This window comes from Sphingomonas sp., assembly GCF_031361285.1.
GTDB lineage: Bacteria > Pseudomonadota > Alphaproteobacteria > Sphingomonadales > Sphingomonadaceae > Sphingomicrobium.
The window spans coordinates 1-20,320 of record NZ_JANMCO010000080.1; the positions used below are offsets into that span (position 1 = coordinate 1).

General features: G+C 64.4%; 20 protein-coding genes and 1 pseudogene. 10 read left to right on the forward strand and 11 right to left on the reverse strand.

Going from position 1 to position 20,320, the window contains the following annotated elements; all coding sequences use genetic code 11:
• Window positions 1-375, forward strand: a pseudogene (locus tag RMO25_RS08300) (ATP-binding cassette domain-containing protein); the annotation flags it as partial.
• A gap of 163 nt (window positions 376-538) precedes the next feature.
• The gene (locus tag RMO25_RS08305; protein ID WP_309662136.1) at window positions 539-760 is read left to right on the forward strand and encodes a hypothetical protein; all 222 of its coding nucleotides are present in this window, start codon (window positions 539-541) and stop codon (window positions 758-760) included.
• A 16-nt stretch (window positions 761-776) separates the two neighbouring features.
• Here the strand turns inward: RMO25_RS08305 and RMO25_RS08310 are convergent, their stop codons facing one another.
• Together RMO25_RS08310 and RMO25_RS08315 are read right to left on the reverse strand one after the other, a co-directional pair.
• On the reverse strand, window positions 777-1,505 hold the full coding sequence (locus tag RMO25_RS08310) for a toll/interleukin-1 receptor domain-containing protein (protein ID WP_309662155.1): 729 nt from the start codon (window positions 1,503-1,505) through the stop codon (window positions 777-779).
• Between the two features lie 32 nt (window positions 1,506-1,537).
• On the reverse strand, window positions 1,538-2,152 hold the full coding sequence (locus tag RMO25_RS08315) for a hypothetical protein (protein ID WP_309662137.1): 615 nt from the start codon (window positions 2,150-2,152) through the stop codon (window positions 1,538-1,540).
• A 633-nt stretch (window positions 2,153-2,785) separates the two neighbouring features.
• Between RMO25_RS08315 and RMO25_RS08320 the strand changes: the two genes are divergently transcribed.
• Window positions 2,786-3,451, forward strand: coding sequence for a hypothetical protein (locus RMO25_RS08320; RefSeq protein WP_309662138.1), 666 nt, complete (start codon window positions 2,786-2,788; stop codon window positions 3,449-3,451).
• A gap of 57 nt (window positions 3,452-3,508) precedes the next feature.
• Here the strand turns inward: RMO25_RS08320 and RMO25_RS08325 are convergent, their stop codons facing one another.
• From RMO25_RS08325 to RMO25_RS08355, 7 genes are all read right to left on the reverse strand, one after another.
• On the reverse strand, window positions 3,509-4,165 hold the full coding sequence (locus RMO25_RS08325) for a hypothetical protein (RefSeq protein ID WP_309662139.1): 657 nt from the start codon (window positions 4,163-4,165) through the stop codon (window positions 3,509-3,511).
• Between the two features lie 96 nt (window positions 4,166-4,261).
• Window positions 4,262-4,774, reverse strand: coding sequence for a superoxide dismutase family protein (locus RMO25_RS08330; protein WP_309662140.1), 513 nt, complete (start codon window positions 4,772-4,774; stop codon window positions 4,262-4,264).
• A 126-nt stretch (window positions 4,775-4,900) separates the two neighbouring features.
• Entirely contained in the window at window positions 4,901-6,805 is a 1,905-nt protein-coding gene (locus RMO25_RS08335; protein ID WP_309662141.1) for an acetyl/propionyl/methylcrotonyl-CoA carboxylase subunit alpha, read from the reverse strand.
• A 255-nt stretch (window positions 6,806-7,060) separates the two neighbouring features.
• The gene (gene dxs / locus RMO25_RS08340) at window positions 7,061-8,986 is read right to left on the reverse strand and encodes a 1-deoxy-D-xylulose-5-phosphate synthase (RefSeq protein WP_309662142.1); all 1,926 of its coding nucleotides are present in this window, start codon (window positions 8,984-8,986) and stop codon (window positions 7,061-7,063) included.
• 39 nt (window positions 8,987-9,025) lie between these two features.
• Complete coding sequence (locus RMO25_RS08345) at window positions 9,026-10,585, reverse strand: tryptophan 7-halogenase (protein ID WP_309662143.1); 1,560 nt, start codon at window positions 10,583-10,585, stop codon at window positions 9,026-9,028.
• A gap of 74 nt (window positions 10,586-10,659) precedes the next feature.
• Window positions 10,660-11,136 carry a transcriptional repressor gene (locus RMO25_RS08350; RefSeq protein WP_309662144.1) on the reverse strand — a complete coding sequence of 159 codons (477 nt, stop codon included), beginning with the start codon at window positions 11,134-11,136 and terminating at the stop codon, window positions 10,660-10,662.
• 45 nt (window positions 11,137-11,181) lie between these two features.
• Window positions 11,182-11,577 (reverse strand): MerC domain-containing protein, encoded by a 396-nt coding sequence (locus tag RMO25_RS08355; protein WP_309662145.1) that lies wholly within the window; start codon window positions 11,575-11,577, stop codon window positions 11,182-11,184.
• Window positions 11,578-11,685: 108 nt separating this feature from the next.
• Here RMO25_RS08355 and RMO25_RS08360 point away from each other — a divergent pair, with 108 nt between their 5' ends.
• Together RMO25_RS08360 and RMO25_RS08365 are read left to right on the forward strand one after the other, a co-directional pair.
• Window positions 11,686-12,741: a COX15/CtaA family protein gene (locus tag RMO25_RS08360; RefSeq protein ID WP_309662146.1), complete on the forward strand. Its 1,056-nt coding sequence runs from the start codon at window positions 11,686-11,688 to the stop codon at window positions 12,739-12,741.
• Between the two features lie 168 nt (window positions 12,742-12,909).
• Window positions 12,910-13,110, forward strand: coding sequence for a hypothetical protein (locus RMO25_RS08365; RefSeq protein WP_309662147.1), 201 nt, complete (start codon window positions 12,910-12,912; stop codon window positions 13,108-13,110).
• Window positions 13,111-13,137: 27 nt separating this feature from the next.
• Here RMO25_RS08365 and RMO25_RS08370 read toward each other — a convergent pair whose 3' ends face one another.
• Window positions 13,138-13,899: a sterol desaturase family protein gene (locus RMO25_RS08370; protein ID WP_309662148.1), complete on the reverse strand. Its 762-nt coding sequence runs from the start codon at window positions 13,897-13,899 to the stop codon at window positions 13,138-13,140.
• 265 nt (window positions 13,900-14,164) lie between these two features.
• Between RMO25_RS08370 and RMO25_RS08375 the strand changes: the two genes are divergently transcribed.
• The 5 genes from RMO25_RS08375 (at window position 14,165) to rpsI (ending at window position 18,172) form a co-directional block, all read left to right on the forward strand.
• Entirely contained in the window at window positions 14,165-14,377 is a 213-nt protein-coding gene (locus RMO25_RS08375) for a cold-shock protein (protein WP_309662149.1), read from the forward strand.
• A 122-nt stretch (window positions 14,378-14,499) separates the two neighbouring features.
• On the forward strand, window positions 14,500-14,928 hold the full coding sequence (locus RMO25_RS08380) for an ion channel (protein WP_309662150.1): 429 nt from the start codon (window positions 14,500-14,502) through the stop codon (window positions 14,926-14,928).
• Between the two features lie 1,170 nt (window positions 14,929-16,098).
• Window positions 16,099-16,944 carry a hypothetical protein gene (locus RMO25_RS08385; RefSeq protein WP_309662151.1) on the forward strand — a complete coding sequence of 282 codons (846 nt, stop codon included), beginning with the start codon at window positions 16,099-16,101 and terminating at the stop codon, window positions 16,942-16,944.
• A gap of 147 nt (window positions 16,945-17,091) precedes the next feature.
• Window positions 17,092-17,571: a 50S ribosomal protein L13 gene (gene rplM / locus RMO25_RS08390; protein WP_309662152.1), complete on the forward strand. Its 480-nt coding sequence runs from the start codon at window positions 17,092-17,094 to the stop codon at window positions 17,569-17,571.
• 1 nt (window position 17,572) lies between these two features.
• Complete coding sequence (gene rpsI / locus RMO25_RS08395; RefSeq protein WP_309662153.1) at window positions 17,573-18,172, forward strand: 30S ribosomal protein S9; 600 nt, start codon at window positions 17,573-17,575, stop codon at window positions 18,170-18,172.
• Between the two features lie 77 nt (window positions 18,173-18,249).
• On the opposite strand, the gene RMO25_RS08400 is transcribed toward rpsI, so the two are convergent.
• The gene (locus tag RMO25_RS08400; protein ID WP_309662154.1) at window positions 18,250-20,112 is read right to left on the reverse strand and encodes a M3 family oligoendopeptidase; all 1,863 of its coding nucleotides are present in this window, start codon (window positions 20,110-20,112) and stop codon (window positions 18,250-18,252) included.
• Window positions 20,113-20,320 lie beyond the last annotated feature (208 nt).

Genomic DNA, 20,320 nt, shown 5'->3' on the forward strand with positions numbered 1-20,320 from the left:
GGGCTCGGCTACATCAAGGTCGGCCAGCAGGCGACCACGCTGAGCGGCGGCGAGGCCCAGCGCGTCAAGCTCGCCAAGGAGCTGTCGCGCAGAGCCACCGGCCAGACGCTGTATATTTTGGATGAACCCACCACCGGCCTCCACTTCGAAGACGTGCGGAAACTCTTGGAAGTCCTCCACCGCCTGGTCGAGCAAGGCAACACCGTGGTCGTCATCGAACATAATCTGGACGTCATCAAAACCGCCGACTGGGTGCTCGACATGGGCCCGGGCGGCGGGGTCAACGGCGGGCGGATCATTGCTGAAGGCCCACCCGAGGCGATCGTCCAGGAACCGACCTCCGCGACTGGGCAGTATCTCAAGCCCTTGCTCGAACGCTCGGCCGTAAAGCCCGTCATTGCCGACGTGCCGCCGAAGCGGCCGAAGCGGAGCCGGAAAGTCGATGCGGACCAGCCAGACCTGATCCCTGCGAAATGACGGGCGTTCAGCAATGATCCGGATTGTGGGCGAAGCTGAGGCCGACTGTCATGCCGGGGGCATGACACCAAGGACGAAGCAGGAACCGGTCGCCGCCTGCGACGACAGCTTCACCGGCCAATATCTCGCTCCCCTACTCGCTCGCAGTTCCCCGGCGCAGGCCGGGGCCCAGTCCCCTTCTTCCGTCATCCCCGCGCAGGCGGGGACCCAGCCGAGCAAACGGACTCGCAAAAAGGCGCAGCCCTCCGAACCCGACCTCCCCGACCTCATCCCGGCGAAGTAGGCGCTGTTTAGAAACTTTAGAACGGCACGTCTTGATCCAGCGGATCAACAGCATTTACTGTTGCCTTGGCTTGACCGAGACGTTCGGCCGTTCGCGGGTCGTCTCCTAGTAGCTGTTCGATCTCCATTGCGATTGCTTCAGCGGAACGCTGCTTTCGGGCCAGCGCCTGTTGCCGCGATATGAAGCCAGTGGGATCCTCTCCCATTTTGAACGAGATAATCTTGGTGCCGCGACCCAACGCGTAACCAACTTCCTGTTGGGTCCAGACGCTCTTGGAAAAGCCCTCCGTATGCACCGCGATGAAGGCGTCCATCGTTTGCAGCGCTCGTTCGATTTCGACCTGCCATTCCAAGGTCGGGTGGATGTCCTCATGCGCTACAAACCCGGCGATGCCGTGGGGCGCAAGACACTCCTTCAGCCGAGTGGCGATGCTTTTGTCTTTCGATACATGGCTGATAAAGAGTCTGAAAAGCCTAGTGTCTATCCAGTTGCGTGGGGGTGAGACAGTTAGTCCAGATGATCCCGGCACTACCATCTCAAGTTCTTCAGCGATCCGGATTACGGTGTCGGTAGAGGCCCCTCTTAAGGCGACTTTCGAGTAAACCCATTTGCTGTTCACGGTTACATTCTGCGGGGGCGCGACCCCAAACTCTGCCAAAAAGGCGTCGATTTCCTCGAAGCTATAGCGCGACTGAAGTTCTCGCCCGATCTTATCGACCAGATTGATTTTCTCGATAGGTCGCATGGTCAATCGCCGATCCTAAATGTCCGGTCAGACTAGGCGGGGGGAAGCGGGGTGGTAGAGGGAGTGGCTACGGTTGCTGCAGCTATTGGAGTTGAAGTTGCTGGAGCCTGTGCGGGTTGGGCGGGAGACGGCAGGGGCGTCAACATATCTTGCGCACCTACGTCCGCCGCTCTCTCGATCAATGACGTAAAGCTTGCCTCTACGAGGCCGGGGGTTCGAGCTACGTCGTGGTGCCACCTCAGAACCACGTGGGGATTCCAAATGATCACATGGTTCATAGGGCCGGATTTTCCGGGTTTTATGTCGATGAAGTTGAGTTCCTGGAGCTTTTTCATACGTCCGCCCCAGGTATGAACGCCCCTCTGGCCGCCGAAGCCGGCCGCCTGCGAAAGCTCGGCGGGGTTCGTGATGACGACATAAGAGTTGTCCCAAGTCGAACACCATAGCGCCAAGAAGGTCGATGACACGGGCGCGCCCTTCGTCATCTCGTCCATGATCTTCAGCACGAAGGGAAACGTCTTCGGGATGGTTGCAAAGCCCTTGTTGGCGGTGCGATGCCAGAGATTGGACGCAGCGTTGGGCCAAAGATAATCGCGCATCGCCAACGACTTCTTAGCGATTGCGCTTGCCTCTCGTACGGTCGCCATAATGTCACCTTTCGATAAGTGGTGGGGCGGGTTTGGACCCCGCCCCGGTGTTTGGCCGGATGTGACATCGTTGTTGGTTTGGACCCAACCGATGCCTCAAACTGCGCAAAACACTTCTCCCACACAAGTCCTTGTAAATCAATGACTTAGGTAAAAACTCGCGGACGACGAGTCGCTGTATCCTGCGTTTTCGAGAGAGCGAATTGCAACATACGTTGCATCTAGGGCAAGGAGTTTCTAAAGCCATTACGGCCAATGGTCGAAAAGTGCAGCAGTAACAGGCACTTGTTTGCTAGCGCACATTACTCATCGTGCTGACTGTGCTGACCCCATGCTCGCTGTGCTCACCGTGCTCCCGGGATGGTCCAGGAAGGGGGAATAGAAAAATCGGCGATTACGGTGGCAGGCGATTACAGTGGTTGATTACAGTGTGATTACAGTGACAGTGCACTAAATGCACTAAGCCCCCCGCACCAACCGCTCCACCACCCGCCGCAGCTCGGCCGGAGTATCGCCCGCCACCACCTCGACATAACCAATCCCCGCCAGCCACCCCTGCACATGACGCTGGCAGCGCGCCGGGCGGCGGCGTATAACCCTGCCCAACCGTGTTCCTCGTCAATGGAGGATGTCATGCGTTCGATGACCCACGCTGCGCGCGCTGCTGTGGCCGCCGCGCTCGCTGCTCTCGCCGCGACCAGCGCCGCCGCCGCGGCGGATTATTATCTCAAGTTCGACAGCGTTAAAGGCGAGTCAGCGGCCGCCAGGGGCGGCGGCGGCAAGCAGCTCGAGATTGAATCCTGGTCGTGGGGCACGACCATGGCCGGCGATTGGGACGGCACGATCAAGGGCCCGCCTAGCGCCGCGAAGTTCGGTGCCGTGGCCGGCCTGCACCGCGACGACAGTGTCGCTGGCCAGGCTGGCGCCGCGAAGTTCGGTGCGGTGGGCGGCATGCATCGGGACGACAGTGTTGCTGGCCAGGCCGATGTTGCTGCTCAGGCTGGCGCCGCGATCATTTCGCCGCGCGACATCGCGTCGGGTATGCCGACCGGCCAGCGCCAGCATGGCTGGATTACAGTCGCCAAACCGCTCGATCGCGGCAGCGTCCGGGTCAAGGTCAAGTTTCCCTGGCTCGACTGCCGGGTCGGTGCCGCTTTTCCCGACGCCGTGCTGCAGAATGCCGCCGGGCGCTACGAGCTCAAGGAGGTGCTGATTGCGGGCTGCGCGGCGGACGGCGTCGCGCTCAACTACGCCAAGGTGACGGTGCGCGGCTGGGACCCGGCCAAGAAACAGGAATAGAGTATCGCGATTTCGGTGATTTCAGTGACAGTTTACTCAATCCACTAAACCCCCGCGCTAATGCGCCGCCACCGCGCCCGTCGCCCCCGTCACGCGCGCAATCCCCGCGCAGACATCGGCGATGGGGACCAGCAGCTTGCGCTCATACTCAACTCGCGCCTGGCCAGGCCGCGGGGGCCGCGCCGGCGGCTTGGGGACGGCGACGCTGACCCGGATCAGCGGCCACGCGCAGGCGACGGGAATCTCGACGAACTGACTGATGGTTTCCTCGGGGCCGATGGCGTGCGCCTGCGTCGTCACCAAGCGATAGAATGGCGTCGCCGCCAGGTCTTGCGGGTGGCCGGGGTCGCGGCGCGCCGGCCCGCGGATGCCGAACGCCGCGACGTCGATGAAATTCACCGACTGGTTGGTTTCGGTCTTGTTGGTGATGGCGATCGCCAGCTGGACGACGGCGGATTGCGGCACGCTCTGCGGCACCAGCCGGGCATCGGCCTTGACCTCGACCCCCAGGCGCGGGCTCCATTGCTGCTCGTCGACATAAAGGATGCCGGCCGCCAGGATCGCCACCGCGGTCACCGTGTGCAGGGCTATCATCGCGCTGCGCTGCGCGAGCTCGAGCCGCGGCTGGCCGAGCCGCGGCGCCAGCCAGAAGGCCCACAGGCACAGCAACGCGATGATGACGCCAAGCGCGCCGAGCAACCAGGCCACCGGCATCGCAATCTCCCCCCATCACCGCCGCGCAACGACCCTATGCACAGATTACGCTGGCCATAAAGGCGCGCGGGATGGCGGTGCCCGCGTCGCCGCGGCTTAGGGTGCCGCCGCGCCGATCACCGCGCAGGCGATCCGGTCGCCGCTGTTGCCGCTGGGGTCGGTGGCATAATCGTCGGCCCGGGCGTGGATCACCAGCGCCGCGCCGTCGCCGTCGAGCAGGGTGGCGAAGCTGGCGCCGGGCAGCGTCACCGCTTCGGCGAGCACGCCATTGGCGGCGACGGTGACGTTGGGCAGATCGCCCTGATGCGGCCCGGCCGGGGCGTTGAAGCCGTGCTTGTGCTGGGTTGGGTTCCAGTGCGGCCCGGCGCTGGCGAAGGCCGGCCCTTCGCACCGCCCGACGCCATGGACATGCACGCCGTGAAGGCCGTGCGACAGCCCCGCCGCGCCGATCCGGAACGTCACGCCGCCCGGCGTCTGCCACATCCGCACCTGGCCCAGCACTTGCCCGCTCGGGGCCACCAGCGCGAACTGCGGCCCGCCGACCGGCTCGCCCGTCGTCTCGCACCCGGCGAGGATCAGCGGAGCGATGAGGGCGATGAATTTGCGCATGGGCTTATTCCTTTTGCGTCATTCCCGCGAAAGCGGGAACCCAATTCTTTGCACACGAAGGCACGAAGGACACGAAGGATTTGGTGGCGGCAACCGCTTCGCGCCTTCGTGCCTTCGTGTGAAACCCTAGACTTTCTTTGCTGCGGTCTTCGCTGGAGAATCGGCAGCCTCGATCTTGGCCAGCACCGTGCCTTCACTCACCTGCGCGCCGGCTTCCGCGTTCAGTTCCGCCACCACGCCGTCGAACGGCGCGGTGAGGCCATGCTCCATCTTCATCGCTTCCAGCGTCAGCAAGCGCTGGCCCTTGGCCACCGCCTCGCCCAGCGCGACGTCGACCGCCGTCACCCGCCCCGGCATCGGCGCGAGGATGTCGCCATCGTGAGCCCCCTGCCCGCCGCTGCTGCCGCGGCTGGTCAGCGCAAATTCGGTCGCCTGGCCTTCGTAGAATACCACCACGCGCTCGTCGTCGCGGAAGCCCGACACCGCCGCCATCGGCTGGTCATCGTCGAGCGCGACATTGCGGATTTCCCCGCCCCGGCCCAGCGCCACGCTTGCAAACGGTGCCGCGTTCATCCGGAATCCGGCGAGATCGGCGAGCGGCTCTTCCTCTTCCAGGACCGCTGTCGCCACCGACGCCGCGCCGCGCCACAGCGCCTCGTCGGGCTCCGGATCGGGCACCAACTGGGCGAGGTTGCGTTCGAGAAAGCCGGTGTCGACGTCGCCGGTGCCGAACCCGGGGAACAGCAGCGCGTTGAACAGGAACGCCGCGTTGGTCCGGACCGGCCACACTTCGACCCCGTCGAGCATCCCCGCCAGCCGCCCGATCGCCTCGTCGCGGTCGGCGCCATAAGCGATCAGCTTGGCGATCATCGGGTCGTAGAAGGGCGAGATCGCGTCGCCCTCCGCGACCCCGGTCTCGATCCGGCCCTCTTCGCCAAGCTCGAAATGCTCGAGCCGCCCCACACTCGGCAAAAACCCCTTCGCCGGGTCCTCGGCGTACAGCCGCGCCTCGATAGCGTGGCCGTTGATGCTTAGCTCGTCCTGCGTCTTGGGCAGCGTCTCCCCGCTCGCCACCCGCAGCTGCCATTCGACCAGGTCGACGCCTGTAATCTCTTCGGTCACCGGATGCTCGACCTGCAGCCGGGTGTTCATTTCCATGAACCAGATGCGGTCGGGCTTTAGGCCGTCGCTGGCGTCGGCGATGAACTCGATCGTCCCCGCGCCCTCATATTGCACCGCCTGCGCCGCCCGCACCGCCGCCCCGCACACGGCTTCGCGCGTCGCCGCGTCCATGCCCGGCGCCGGGGCTTCCTCGATGACTTTCTGGTGGCGGCGCTGCAACGAGCAGTCGCGCTCGAACAGATGGACGACGTTGCCGTGGCTGTCGCCGAACACCTGCACCTCGATGTGGCGCGGCGAGAGGATGTATTTCTCGATGATCACGCGGTCGTCGCCGAAGCTCGACGCGGCCTCGCGCTTGCAGCTCTCCAGAGCGTCCGTGAAATCGCCCGCCGCGTCGACCCGCCGCATGCCCTTGCCGCCGCCGCCCGCGACCGCCTTGATCAGCACCGGGTAACCGATCTTGCCCGCTTCGCTCTTGAGCACCTTGGGCGCCTGGTCCTCGCCGAGATAGCCCGGCGTCACCGGCACCCCGGCCTCGGCCATCAGCCGCTTGGCCGCATCTTTCCGCCCCATCGCGCGGATGCTGGCCGGCTTGGGTCCGACCCAAATCAGCCCCGCATCGATCACCGCTTGGGCAAAGTCCGCATTCTCGGACAGGAAGCCATAGCCCGGATGAATTGCCTCAGCTTTAGTCGCCTTGGCCGCGGCGATGATCCGCTCGCCAACCAGATAGCTCTCCCGCGCCGGGCTCGCCCCGATATGCACCGCCTCATCGGCCATCCGCACGTGCAGCGCCTTGGCGTCCGCGTCCGAATAAACCGCCACCGTCCGCACGCCCAAAGCCCGCGCCGTCCGGATCACCCGGCAAGCGATCTCCCCCCGATTGGCGATGAGCAAGGATTTCAGCATCAAACTCCCGCATCTTCGGCGTTGGCGCCTTTGCTAATCCATCGAGCCATACGAACGGCTGACCAAAGAACTAGCGCCAGCCAAAGGAGCACCACGGCGGCAATCCCAATCATAAACGACCACCCATCTGTCGTGCCGTGGCTCGCTCCCCAAGCAAATGTAAATGCGGCGTAGAGCGCGACCCAACCTGAAGTGAATACGAGGAGCAACCAAGCAGCCACACCCGCCACAGCACGCATCAGGAGTTCACTCTAGTCAGGCGCGGACTTCCTCGATGCCGACGCTGTTGCGGCGGAGCGCTTTCAAGACCGTGTCGACGATGCCTGCCGCGTCGAGGCCGGCTTCGGCGTGCTGTTTTTCGGGCTTGTCATGCTCCTGAAACTTGTCCGGCAACCGCATCGTCCGCAGTTTCAGCCCCGCATCGATCAGCCCCTCGTCGCTGGCCAGCGTCAGCACATGCGCGCCGAGTCCGCCGATGGAAGCCTCCTCGATCGTCACCGCGACCTCGTGGCTGGTGAGCAGCTTGCGGATCAGGGCGCTGTCGAGCGGCTTGGCGAAGCGCAAATCGGCGACGCTCGCCGACAGGCCCATCGCCTCCAACTGGTCGGCGGCTTTCTCGGCTTCCTCGAGCCGCGTGCCCAGCGACAGGATCGCCACCGTCTTGCCCTCGCGCACCACGCGACCCTTGCCAATCTCAAGCTGCTGCGGCTCGGCCGAAATTTCCAGCCCGCGCCCCTCGCCGCGCGGATAACGAACCGCGATCGGGCCACTATCGTGCACCGCCATGGTGTGGATCATGTGGCAAAGCTCGACTTCGTCGGACGCCGCCATCACCGTGAAATTGGGCAAGGTGCACAGATACGCAAGGTCGAACGCGCCGCAGTGGGTGGCACCGTCTGCCCCGACCAGTCCCGCCCGGTCCATCGCGAACCGCACCGGCAAATTCTGGATGGCGATGTCGTGCACCACCTGGTCGTAGGCGCGCTGCAGGAAGGTCGAATAGATCGCGCAGAACGGCCGATATCCCGCCGCCGCCAATCCGCCGGCAAAGGTCACCGCATGCTGCTCGGCGATGCCGACATCGAACGTCCGGTCGGGGAAAGCTTCCGCGACCTTGTCGAGCCCGGTGCCCGACGGCATCGCGGCGGTGATCGCCACGACTTTCTCGTCGCGCGCCATTTCCGCCGCCAGTGCCTTGGCAAACACTGCGGTGTAGCTCGGCGGCCCGCCACCCGGCCCCTTGTCCTGCTTGCCCGAGACGACGTCGAACTTGACCACGCCGTGATATTTATCGGCCGCTGCTTCGGCCGGGGCATAGCCCTTGCCCTTCTTGGTGACGACATGGACCAGCATCGGCCCTTCGGCGGCATCGCGGACATTCTCGAGGATTTCGACCAACGCCCGCACGTCATGCCCGTCGACCGGCCCGACATAGTAAAATCCCAATTCCTCGAACAAGGTCCCGCCGGTCCAGAAGCCGCGGGTATATTCCTCGACCCGCCGCGCCCAACGGTGGATCGGCCCCGGCAGCTTGCGCGCCAGCCGCTGCGCCAGCCGCCGCGGTGTCAGATATTTGTTCGACGACACCAGTCGCGCCAGCGAATTGCTCAGCGATCCGACCGGCGGCGCGATCGACATGTCATTGTCGTTCAAGATGACGATCAGCCGGTTGCCGGCGGCCTGGGCGTTGTTCATCGCCTCATAGGCCATGCCGGCGCTCAACGCCCCGTCGCCGATCACCGCGATCGCCCGCCCTGGCTCGCCCGACATTTTGGCGGCAACAGCGAAGCCCAACGCCGACGAGATCGAGGTCGAGCTGTGCGCCGCCCCGAACGGGTCGTATTCGCTTTCGCTGCGCCGGGTGAAGCCGCTCAAGCCGCCGCCCTGCCGCAGCGTGCGGATGCGGTCGCGGCGGCCGGTGACGATCTTGTGCGGATAGGCCTGGTGGCCGACGTCCCAGATCAACTTGTCGCGAGGGGTGTCGAACACGTGGTGGATAGCGACGGTCAGCTCGACCACGCCAAGTCCGGCGCCCAAATGCCCGCCGGTTACCGACACCGCCGAAATCACTTCCTGACGGAGCTCGTCGGCGAGTTGCGGCAGCTGCGCCTTGCCCAGCGCCCGGATGTCGGCAGGCGAGGCAATGGTGTCGAGCAGCGGCGTTTCCGGACGGTCGGACATGGTCGTGGCCTCTAGACCGGTCGAACCACGGCGTGAAGCCTAACCCTGCGGCGGCTCGGCCATTTGGACATCCGTGCTGGCCGTTGGGGCCTCGCCGGCGGCGATCCTGGCGACGAAATCCGCATGGCTGGACATGGTCTCGACGCCGCGGCGGAGCATCTCGCGCTGCTGGCGAAGGACGGCATCGATGTGCTCGATGGGCATGCCGAGGGTCAGCGGATCGGGCGCGGCGGCGTAGACACCCTGGCCCTCGAACGCCGCGGTCCAGCTGACCGGGCTGAACAATTCGTCCTCGCGGCGGAACACCCGGCCATAGCCGCGATAAAGGTCGATCCGCGCTTTCAAGGAGTCCGGAATCGCGAGGTCGCGGCACATCCGCCAGAACTCCTCGCCGCGGCCACTGGCGTGATAATGGAAGATGATCAGGTCGCGGACCTGCTCATATTCCAGCGCGGTCTCGCGGTTGTAAAAGTCGATGTCGACTTGCCGGAAGCTCCGGTCCGGGAACAGGTTGATCAATTTCTCGATCGCCGTCTGGATCAGGTGGATGCTGGTCGATTCGAGCGGCTCGAGGAAGCCGCTGGCAAGCCCCATGGTGATGACATTCTTGTTCCAGGCCAGTTTGCGCCGCCCGGTCGTGAAGCGGACGAAGCGCGGATCGCCGCAGGCTGCCGTCGGCAGATTCGCGCTCAAGGTTGCCGCCGCTTCGTCATCGCTGGCGAAAGCGCTCGAATAGACGAGGCCGTTGCCGGTCCGATGCTGCAACGCAATTCGCCATTGCCAGCCGAACGGGCGCGCGGTCGACCGGGTGAATGGCGGCAGTTCGGGGATGCGCTCCGACGGCATCGCCACCGCGCGATCGCACGGCAGATATTTGGTCCAGTCTTCGTAACCGGTGCCGAGCGCCTGCTCGATCAGCACGCCGCGGAACCCCGAGCAATCGATGAACAAATCGGCGTCCATGCTGTCGCCGCCTTCGAACAGCACCGCTTCGACGAAGCCGTCCTCGGCCAGGCGATGACCGACGATCTTGCGGTCGTGCCGGACGACGCCCTGTGCTTCGGCCCGTTCGCGCAGATACGCCGCGTACAGCGAGGCATCGAAATGAAAGGCATAAGCGACATTGCCGCGGCCGTTGAGCAAAGGATGCTGGCGCTGGAACCGATTGGCTGTCGATGCCTGACTGGTCAGCGAATAGTCGTCGAGCGAGCCAGCGGCTGCTTCGCCACGTGTCGCCTTCAGCCGCCGCCAATAATGCGGCAACGCCAGCGGCCCCATGCCAAATCCGAACTGGCCGAACGGGTGATAATAACGCGATCCGTCGTGCATCCAGTCGACGAACTGGATCGCCAGCTTGAACGTCGCCTGCGTCTTGCGGACGAACTCGTCCTCGTCGATCCCGAGCAGCCGGTTCATTTGCAGGATCGGCGGGATGGTCGCCTCGCCGACCCCGACGATGCCGATGGCGCTCGATTCGACGACATGGATTTCGCAGAAGCGGTCCTGGATCGTCTTCGACAGCGCCGCCGCCGTCATCCAGCCGGCGGTCCCCCCGCCGACGATCACAATCTTGCGAATGGGTTCCGCCGGTCTGTGCATTTCAGGCTTCCTGCTTGCGTCCCGGCGCACCTACAGGTGCGGCGCGACACCGGCTAGGCCGGACGTGTTGCCGCTCAGTCGCCGCAATCGCCGCAAGTGCCGCGGACTTCGATCACCGGGCGCGGGGCCGTGAAGCCGGCGGTCTTGGCGGCGTCGCGCACCCCGCCCGACAGACTGTCGTCGTCGATGTGCACCGTCTGCCCGCAAGTGTCGCAGATCAGGAAGATGCAGTCGTGCAGGCAGTCGGGGTGGGCGTTGGCAATGTACGCGTTGGCGCTTTCGACCCGCCGCGCGAGGTTAGCGCCGACGAACAGGTCGAGGATCCGGTAGACGCTGTTGGCGGCGACGCGACGGCCTTCGGCTTTCGAAACCGCTTCGGCGATGTCATAGGCGGAGGCCGGCTGGGTAAAACCGGCGAGCGCATCGAACACCGCGGCGCGGGTCGCGGTCCATTGCTCGCCCTGGCTGGTCAATTGCTTTTGCGCCGCCGAGCGCAGGGCTTCGCCTTCGTGCAGTTGATGATCGTGGCGCTTTTGCTTGGGGTTGCCCATGGTCGTGAAATAGGCCTCGCGGGGTCGTGCCGCAAGGACAATGGCCTATTCGGCGGCCAATCCGTTAAGTCGGTGGCCGAGCGCCAGGATCGACACGCCGAGCACGGTGTAAATCGCTTCATTGCCGCCGTGCGGCAGGCTCAATGCGCCGGCCATCACGCCCAGCCCGAGGCCACCGACCGCGCTCGGCATCATGAAGCCATGCGCGTAAATGCCCTTGCCGAGCGCGATGGCGCCAAGGAACATGGCCAGGGTCAGGCCGACTTCGTGGATCACCGGGCTGCCGAGGAAGCCGCCGGCCGACGCCAGCAGGCCGAGCAGCACCGCGGTCGCGAGACAATGGACCATGCACAGCCCCGACAAGGCGATCGCCATGCGATCCAGCCGCCCGAGCGGAACGGCGCGCGCGGTCTGGAAGGTCGATGGATGCATTTGGTACATTGCGGGCACGGATATATCGGCCCTTGTCGCAAGATACAATATCACATCGCCGATTTTTGTTCGCCCAACGATTGGCAAAGTTGCGCCAGCGGGCCTAGGCGCGCCGCCATGGATCCCGCTTTGTCCCCCGCGCCATTGCCCGCCGCTCGCCACCCGCGGCCGCTGGCGCTGTCCAACCTGCTGCTGATCGTCGCCGGCCTGGTGTTCGCGATGGTCGTCGTTGGCGGCATCACCCGGCTGACCGAAAGCGGCCTGTCGATCACCGAATGGCGGCCATTGAGCGGCGCCATTCCGCCGTTGAATGCGGCCGACTGGACCCACGCCTTCCGGCTCTATCAGGCAACCCCCGAATATCGCCTGATCAACGGCCCCGCCGGCATGGATTTGGCGGCGTTCAAGCAGATCTATTTCTGGGAATGGCTGCACCGGCTGCTCGGCCGCCTAATCGGCCTCGCCTTCGCGCTGCCGCTCGCCTGGTTCGCTGTTCGCCGCGCCATTCCGCGCGGTTATGGCTGGAAGCTTGTCGGCCTGCTGCTGCTCGGCGCGGCGCAGGGTGGGCTTGGCTGGTACATGGTGATGTCGGGGCTGGTCGCCCGCACCAATGTCAGCCATTTCCGTCTGAGCGCGCATTTGCTGCTGGCCCTGACGATCATGGCGGCGTCGATCTGGGTCGCGCTCGATCTGCGGCGCCTCGCCATCACCGGCGAGGACCGGCCGGCGCGCCTGACCCGCCCCGCCATTCTCGCCCTCGCGGTGCTGTTCGTGCAGATCCTGTTCGGCGCCTGGGTCGCCGGGCTCGACGCCGGGCAGGTCGCCAACAGCTGGCCGCTGATGCACGGCCGGCTGATCCCCGACGGCATCGACTGGTCATTGGGCATCGGTCACACGCTGACTTACGACCCGTTCCTGATCCACTTCATCCACCGCTGGTGGGCGTGGGTGGTCGTCGCCGTCCTGATCGTTGTCGCGCGCCAGGTCCGCGCCATCGACCGCCGCGCGTCGATCGCCATTCATGCCGCGCTCGGCACCCAGATCCTGCTCGGCATCGCCACCGTGCTGACCGGAGTCGCCATCTGGTTCGCCGCGCTCCACCAGGCGGTCGGCGCCAGCCTCGTCGCCGCCACCGTCTGGGGCGCGCACGTTATCGGCGCCCGCGCCCGCTAAGCGCCCGCGCGGCTGCCAAACCCGCCCAATCCTGCTCCAAATCAGGACATCTTAATCCTGTCCAGATCAAGGTCGGAGGCGTAATGAGACTCATCGCTGGCCAAGGATTTGGCGCGCCAGCGACTGAGAGACCGCGCGGTGCTCCCGCTGTCGCCTGGGGAGGCCGATTTGTCCAAACAAGCCTATTATGCCGCGCGGGCGATCGACGAGCGCCTGCAGGCCCAGACCGCGACCAATCCGAGCGCCGCCGCGGCGCATCTGGAAATGTCGGCCCGCTATGAGGCGTTGGCGTCGGACCCCAGTCTCGCATTGCCGACCGCCGAGCTGGCGACGCTCGACCCGCCATCCGATGAAGTGCCGGAAAGCTAGAGCCCGACCGACTAATCCGCCGCGAACCTACAATCGAATGCGCCCGTCGACCTCGTCGGTGCGATTGACGTCGACCATCATCGCCATCGCCAGCCACCGTCGCGACCGCTCCGGCAGGAAGCCCAGCTCGATCGGCCGCTCGACCGGTGCCGCATAAGTGCCGAAGATCCGGTCCCACAGCGGCATGTCGCCAAAATTGCGCGCGTGCACATCGCGTTCGTGGTGCAGCATGTGCGCTTCGGGCCGCTGGATGATCCACCCGCTCCACGCCGGCGTGCGGATGTTCCAATGCTGGTACAGCGCCACCATAAAACCCCACAGCCCGGCCCAGGCGGCCGCGTAAGCGGTCACATGCAGCAACCCCGCGGCGAGCAGCGCGGCGGCCACCCCTTGGACGAAAATGTCGAACGGATGGAAAATAAACGCCGACGAAATATCGACCCGCGCGACGCCGTGATGGAGCTGATGCCCGGCCCGCCATAGCACATCGAAATAATGCATCGTGCGGTGCGCCCAATAGCCAAAGAACGTGGTCAGCATCCACAGCGGCAACGCCGCCCAGTTTCCCCACGCATTCAGATCGACGATCGCCATCGGCGGCAGATAGGGCACCAGCAACAGCGGACCGTACACCGACACAATCAGCGACACGGCGAGCCCGGCCAGCCCGATCAGCCGCCAGTGGCGGATCGCGGGCATATCGCGCCCGGACGGCATCAGCGCTTCGATGCCTAGGAAGACGAGGAAACTCCCCGGCAGCGCCAGCAACATGATCGTGTCGAAGTCCATCGCTTGTCCCCTATGCGATCGGCCGATGGACGAGGTTTACGCTGCTTGCCGGGCGCCGTCGAGACGGCCCCGCCGGAGTATTAAGCGGGGTGAGTGGAGCCCGCCCGGGCCTTCTGGCCGCAACCCTATGCCTCTGGATTGGTTGATATAGTTGCTACCAGTCGCAAGACGGTCTTGGGCGTGCAGCAAGCGCCTTCCTCCTATCTTCAACGTCTCCTAGCCAACAGGCCACCAATTCTGGTGCCTGGAAACGAAGGAACCCACGATGAAATATTTTGGCACCGTCAACACGTTCGACGTCGACCAAGGCAAGGGCTCGATCAAGCCGGAAGCCGGCGGCGACAATCTCGCTTTCGAACGCAGCGCCTTTGCGTGGGACATCAAGGCCCAACCGCCGACTACCGGCCAGCGCCTGTCCTATGACGTCGGCACCGACAGCGACAGCAAGCCCGTCGCGCTGAACCTCCAGAAGATCTAGCCTTTCGACCAACAGCGATCGGGGCGGGAGGACGAACCTCCCGCCCCTTTTGCGTCTCGGGCGACCGGGTTTCGCCGCGACCCACTACCACCGCCCTCGAGATGCGCTACTAAGAGTGCACGATGGCCGCGGAGCTCTTCCTTTCGACCGTGATGGTGCTGGTGACGGTGACGATCCACGCCATCGGACTCTACACGCTGGCACGGCTGCTCCGGCTCGAGGAGCTGCAGGAGCGCCACGAGCACATCCATCCGATGTCACGCCGCGGTATCACCGCGACACTGACCGTCAGCCTCGGCCTGTTCGTTCTGCATGGCATCGAGATTTGGCTCTATGCATTTCTGTTTCTCGCCATCGGCTCGGTCGAGGGCCTGCGCGAAGCGGTCTATTTCTCCACAATTACCTATGGCGCGATCGGCTACAGCGACGCGGCCATGGCCGAGCAATGGCGCCTGGTCTCGGCGATCGAGGGTATCAACGGCCTCATACTCATCGGCTGGTCGACCGCGTTCTTCGTCACCCTCATTGCGCGGATGCGGCGAAGGGGCTGACAGGCTCACCAGGGCAATCACCGTCATTCCCGCGAAAGCGGGAACCCCGCTTCTTGCTTATTCGCTCCCGCCGCGAGCCCCGCGATCGGCGATCGGCGATGGAATAAAATTGCCGCGCTTCCAAGGCGTCGTCGAGACGGCCCCGTCGGCGCGGTAGCCGCAGTGCATCGCTCGAATGTCTGCTTTCGACCCATTGCGGACATTAAGGATGATGGTCGTCCACCCTGAGTTGGGCCACCATGGTCGAACATCGTCGTCCCAAGGCCCACGTAATCAGCGCAGTCAAAGCGAACATCAAAGCTCCGAAAATCCGCTCTGATAAATCAACGTTGGACGATAGCAGGATACCAACCGCAGCAACCCCGAAAGCAAGCGAAAAGCCATATAGAAATATCATGTTGAACCAATACCAATCCCTGCCTCTCTTCTTGGGGGTAAAAAGCATTGCTGGTTCCTTGTTGCGTTCAGGTCGAACGTTCGCCCCCGCATACTAACAAAGCGCGCCTCGCACACCCACCCCAAAGCCACTCACTTTTGCAAGAGGGAATGTCCGCTTTCCACCCAAACCTGCCGTGTCCGGCTTCTACCCATTCCGGACATTAGGCGGGTAAGCTATATTCGCCCCATGGGGCGGATCTTGGTATGGACTGAAGCTGACATAACGGGCCTTGCGGATGCATGGGGCCTGTCCCGCATCCTGACAGAAGTTGACGAGGAAGGGTTCGTGACACGCGAGCTTGGCTTCAATGACGAAGGCAAAGTTGTTCACTGGCATCCGGGGGAGCCAACATAAAGCCAAACATGGTGTGTTCGACTCAGCAAAAATCGCTGGCACCCACACTACGGACATGGATCTGGCGGAGTTTGATCGCCTCTGTTCAACTTAAATCCAATTTCCACCCAAACCTGCCGCGACCGGCTTCGACCCATTGCGGACGTTAGGCCTGCCGACTCAGCTGAGTCGCCACGCCTCGAAGGGCCAGACACAAATTAAAGCTGTCCTACATATAACCGAATGGGTTATATTCTCCGACTCGGAGAACCAATATCGACAATCAGGACAATAGCGGCGCCACGCCGGCCCCGCCCGCGGATCCGCTGTACAGCGGACCCTGGGGCTCGCTCGAAAGCGCCACCTCGCCCCGCCACGACGGCTGGACTGGCGCCGCGATGGCCAAATTCTGCGAAACGCTGGCCGAGACCGGGATGGTGGTCGACGCCTGCCTCGCCGCCGGCAAGAGCCGCGCCGGCGCTTATGCGCTGCGCCAGCGCGATCCCTTGTTCGCCGCCGCCTGGGACACCGCGCTCGGCCTCGCCCGGATGCAATTGTCCGACGCCTTGCTGGCCCGCTCGATCGAAGGTTCGGTCGAACGCTTCTCCCGCGACGGCGCGCTGGTCGGCGAGAAGCGCTATTTCGACAACCGCCTCGGTTTCGCGGTCTTGAAACGCCTCGACCGGGTCGCCGAAACTGGCTCGGCGCTGCCTGTGCTCCTGCGAAGGCAGGAGCCCAGATCAACACAAACTGGACCCCTGCCTTCGCAGGGGAACAGACGGGAGCCCCTCGCCTGGGACCAGATGATCGGCGCGCTGCGCTCTGGCGATCCGGGCGCGATGGCGGTCGCGATGGCGGCGCTCAAGGCGCACGAAGACCCGCAAGCCGACGACGTGGACAAAATAGACACGGCCCAGGATTCGCTTGTTTCCGCCGATGACGAGGCGGTCGAAGACCCCAAGAATTCGGTTTGGCGGAGCCATGAGGACTGGTGGACCGACTTCCCACCGCCGGCCGGACATGACGGTGTCGAGCACGGCAATTGGGGCAGCCGCGGCTATCGCCGCACCTGCACCGCCGAGGAGGCCGCGCTGATGGACTCGGCGACCGCGCTCGACCAGGCTGGGGAACGCGCCGCCCAGGACGCCGACCTCGCCGCTTACTTCGCCGACGTCGCCGCCGAACTCGCCGACGCCAAAGCCGCCAAGACCGTCACCCCGACCCCCGAGCCGGGGCCCGCCTAAAACCGCCCGTAAACATCAAAGGTAACATGATACCCATCAACAAACGCCCGGTTTTGCTTGACTTTCGGGGCCTATCCCGCGATTAGCCCACCCGTAGGCGGCGCCGCATGCGCCGCTTTTCGCATTTAACCCGAGAGGTCACCCGCCATGAAGGCGCTGATGAAGACCACCAAGTCGGTCAAACCGGCCGAGGTCGTGAAGAAATGGCATCTGATCGATGCCGACGGGCTGATTGTCGGCCGCGTCGCGACGATTATCGCCAACATCCTGCGCGGCAAGCACAAGCCGAGCTTCACCCCACACGTCGATTGCGGCGACCATGTCGTCGTCATAAACGCCGGCAAGGTCAAGTTCACTGGCCGCAAGCTCGACCAGAAGATCTACTACAAGCACACCGGCTATCCCGGCGGCTTGAAGGAAGTCACCGCCGGCAAGGTGCTCGAGGGTCGCTTCCCCGAACGCGTGCTGGAAAAAGCGGTCGAGCGGATGATCCCGCGCGGTCCCCTCGGGCGCGACCAGATGCGCGCCCTGCACCTCTACAATGGCACCGAGCATCCGCACGGCGGCCAGGATCCTCAAGCCCTCGACGTCGGCGCGATGAGCCGCAAGAACAAGGTGGGCGCCTAAGATGGCCAAGAAAGCAAAGACCCTTTCCGAACTTGGCGCGCTGACCAACCCGGAACCCGAAGTTCCCGAGGTCGCCGCAGCCGCCGCTGAATCGACCGACGCTCCGGCCGCCGACGCTGGCGCCGACGCCGCGCCGGTTGCAGCCGCCGAGGAAGCTGCGCCGCCGCCGCCGATCGTCGAGGAAGCCCCGCTGCGCGAACAGCAGCTCGACAAGTTCGGCCGCGCTTATGCGACCGGCCGCCGCAAGGACGCCGTCGCCCGCGTCTGGATCAAGCCCGGATCGGGCAAGATCGTCATCAACGAGCGCGAGCAGGAGGTCTATTTCGCCCGGCCGACGCTGCGCCTGGTGATCAACCAGCCGTTCGACGTCGCCGATCGCAAGGGCGCCTATGACGTCATCGCCACGGTCAAGGGCGGTGGCCTGTCGGGCCAGGCGGGCGCGGTCAAGCATGGCATCGCCCAGGCGCTGACCCGGTTCGAGCCGGCGCTGCGCACGATGGTCAAGCGCGCAGGCTTCCTGACCCGCGATCCGCGCGTCGTCGAACGCAAGAAATACGGCCGCGCCAAGGCCCGCCGCAGCTTCCAATTCTCGAAGCGCTAAACGATTGTGTCTCCTCCTCGAGCTTGTCTCGGGGAGGGGGACCATTCAGCAAAGACTGAATGGTGGAGGGGTAGTATTCACAGCAGCGCTTCGGCCTGGTCGAGGACCTTGCTGAAGCTGTCGACGATCAGCCGGTACGGCTCGGCGGTCGCCATATCGAGCCCGCCCAATTTGAGCAGGTTATAGCCGTAATTGGACCCGCCCGCCCGCAGCACGGCGAGGTAATTGTCGCGGTCCGCGGCCGTCCCATGCATAACCTTCTGGGCGAAGAAGTTGGCGGCCGTGATCGAGGTTGCATATTGCCAGACGTAGAAGCCGAAATAGAAGTGCTGGATGTACGCCCATTCGCTCGAATAGGCCGGCTCCATCTGGACCTTGGGACCGTGATAACGCTTCAACAGATCGAAATAGAGCGCCGACATTTTCTCGCCCGACAGGCCTTCGCCCTTGGTCGCGAGGTCGTTGATCGCCAGCTGGAACTCGGCAAACATCGACTGGCGGAAGAAGGTGCCGCGATAATTCTCCATGATCTGGCCAAGGTAGAACAGCTTATCGTCCCTGGTCTGGGCCCGTTCGACCATCATGTTGGCGAGCAGCAATTCGTGCGCGGTTGAGGCGACTTCAGCGGTGAAGGTCGGGTAGGCGGCCAGCTCGTACGGCTGGGCGGCGTTGGCGAGCAGCGTGTGCATCGCATGGCCCCATTCGTGGGCGTACTGGCTGACGCCGTCATATTTGTCGCTCAGATTGAGCAGCAGATAGGGGTGAACGTCGAAGGCCCCGGGCTGCATGTAGGCGCCCGACGCCTTGCCCGGCCGCGGGAACGGATCCGCCCACGGCTTCGACGTCGCATCGGCGAAGATCCGACCATAGTCCGCACCTAAAGGCTTGGTCGCATCCAGGGACAGCTGGCGCATTTCGGCGAGCGAATAGGTCCGGTCCGATTTCACCAGCGGCGGATAGATGTCCCAATAGCCCATGTCCGTGAGCCCGAGCATCCGCTGACGCAGCGCGAAATAGCGATGCAGCACCGGCAGACCGCGATTGGTTTCGGCGATCAGCGAGCGATACACCGCCTCGGGCAAGTTGCTGCCGTCGAGCGCGCCCTGCAGCGCGCTGTCGTAGTGCCGCGCCTTGGCCGTGAACATGTCGCCCTTGACCTTGGCGGCCAGCGCCGCGCCGAGCGAACTGTCATACGCCTTATAACTCGCCCAGAACTTGTCGAAGACCATCTTGCGGTCGTCACGGTTGGGGGCGCTGCGGGCGAGCGTATAGCCCTGGTCATCGAGCCTGATTTCACGCCCGTCGCTCAGTTTCACCGTTGGCCGCGGAATGTCGGAGGCGGTTAGCTGGTCGCGAATGTCCTGCGGCCCGGCGAGCGGCGTTCCCGCCGACGCGAGCAATTTCTCTTCGCCGGGCGACAGGGTGTGCGCCGCTTGGCGAAGCACGTCGCGCAGGCCGAACGCGAACTTCTTGAGCCCGGGGTCGGCGGCGATGAAGCGGTTAACCTTGGCGGCGCCAATGGCGACCAGCTCCGGATTGGCCCAGGAACTCGCTTCGCCCAATGCCGTGAACACATCCTGTGCTTGTTGCTTGCGCTCCTGATTGACCGCGATGCGGCGGTCCTCGTCGGCCTTCAGCGAGGCATAAGTGTAGAGCCGCGACGCGCGCTTGTTGAGGGCGGATTGCGCCTGGAGCGCGGCTTTCAGCCCCGTGGCGCTTTGGCCCAGCTTGCCCCGATAGCGAAGCAGCGACGGGATTTTGGCCAGGATCGCCTGGCGCTCGGCCGCCCAGGCAGCGTCGGTCGGGTAGATGTCGCGCAGGTCCCACGCGGCGCCGCCAGCGCCGGCGGCGGTTTGCGCCAGCGCCCAACTTGGCACCCCCGCGGCCAGAGCAACGACAGCGGCGGACACAAACGCCTCGCGGCGCGACAAATCAATCATGAAATCCACTCCCGAAAAGAGCGGCTATTTTGCATCAACTGATTGTCCGCGCCAGCCTCCGTTCGACCAACGGCGGAAGCGCTCAATCCGCCGCCATAGCCGGCGCTCCGGCGCCCCTCGCCTTGCGCATAACCAACAGCAACGGCAGCACCGCGAAGGTGACGATCATCATCAGCTTGAAGTCGTCGAGGTAGGCGATGAAAATCGC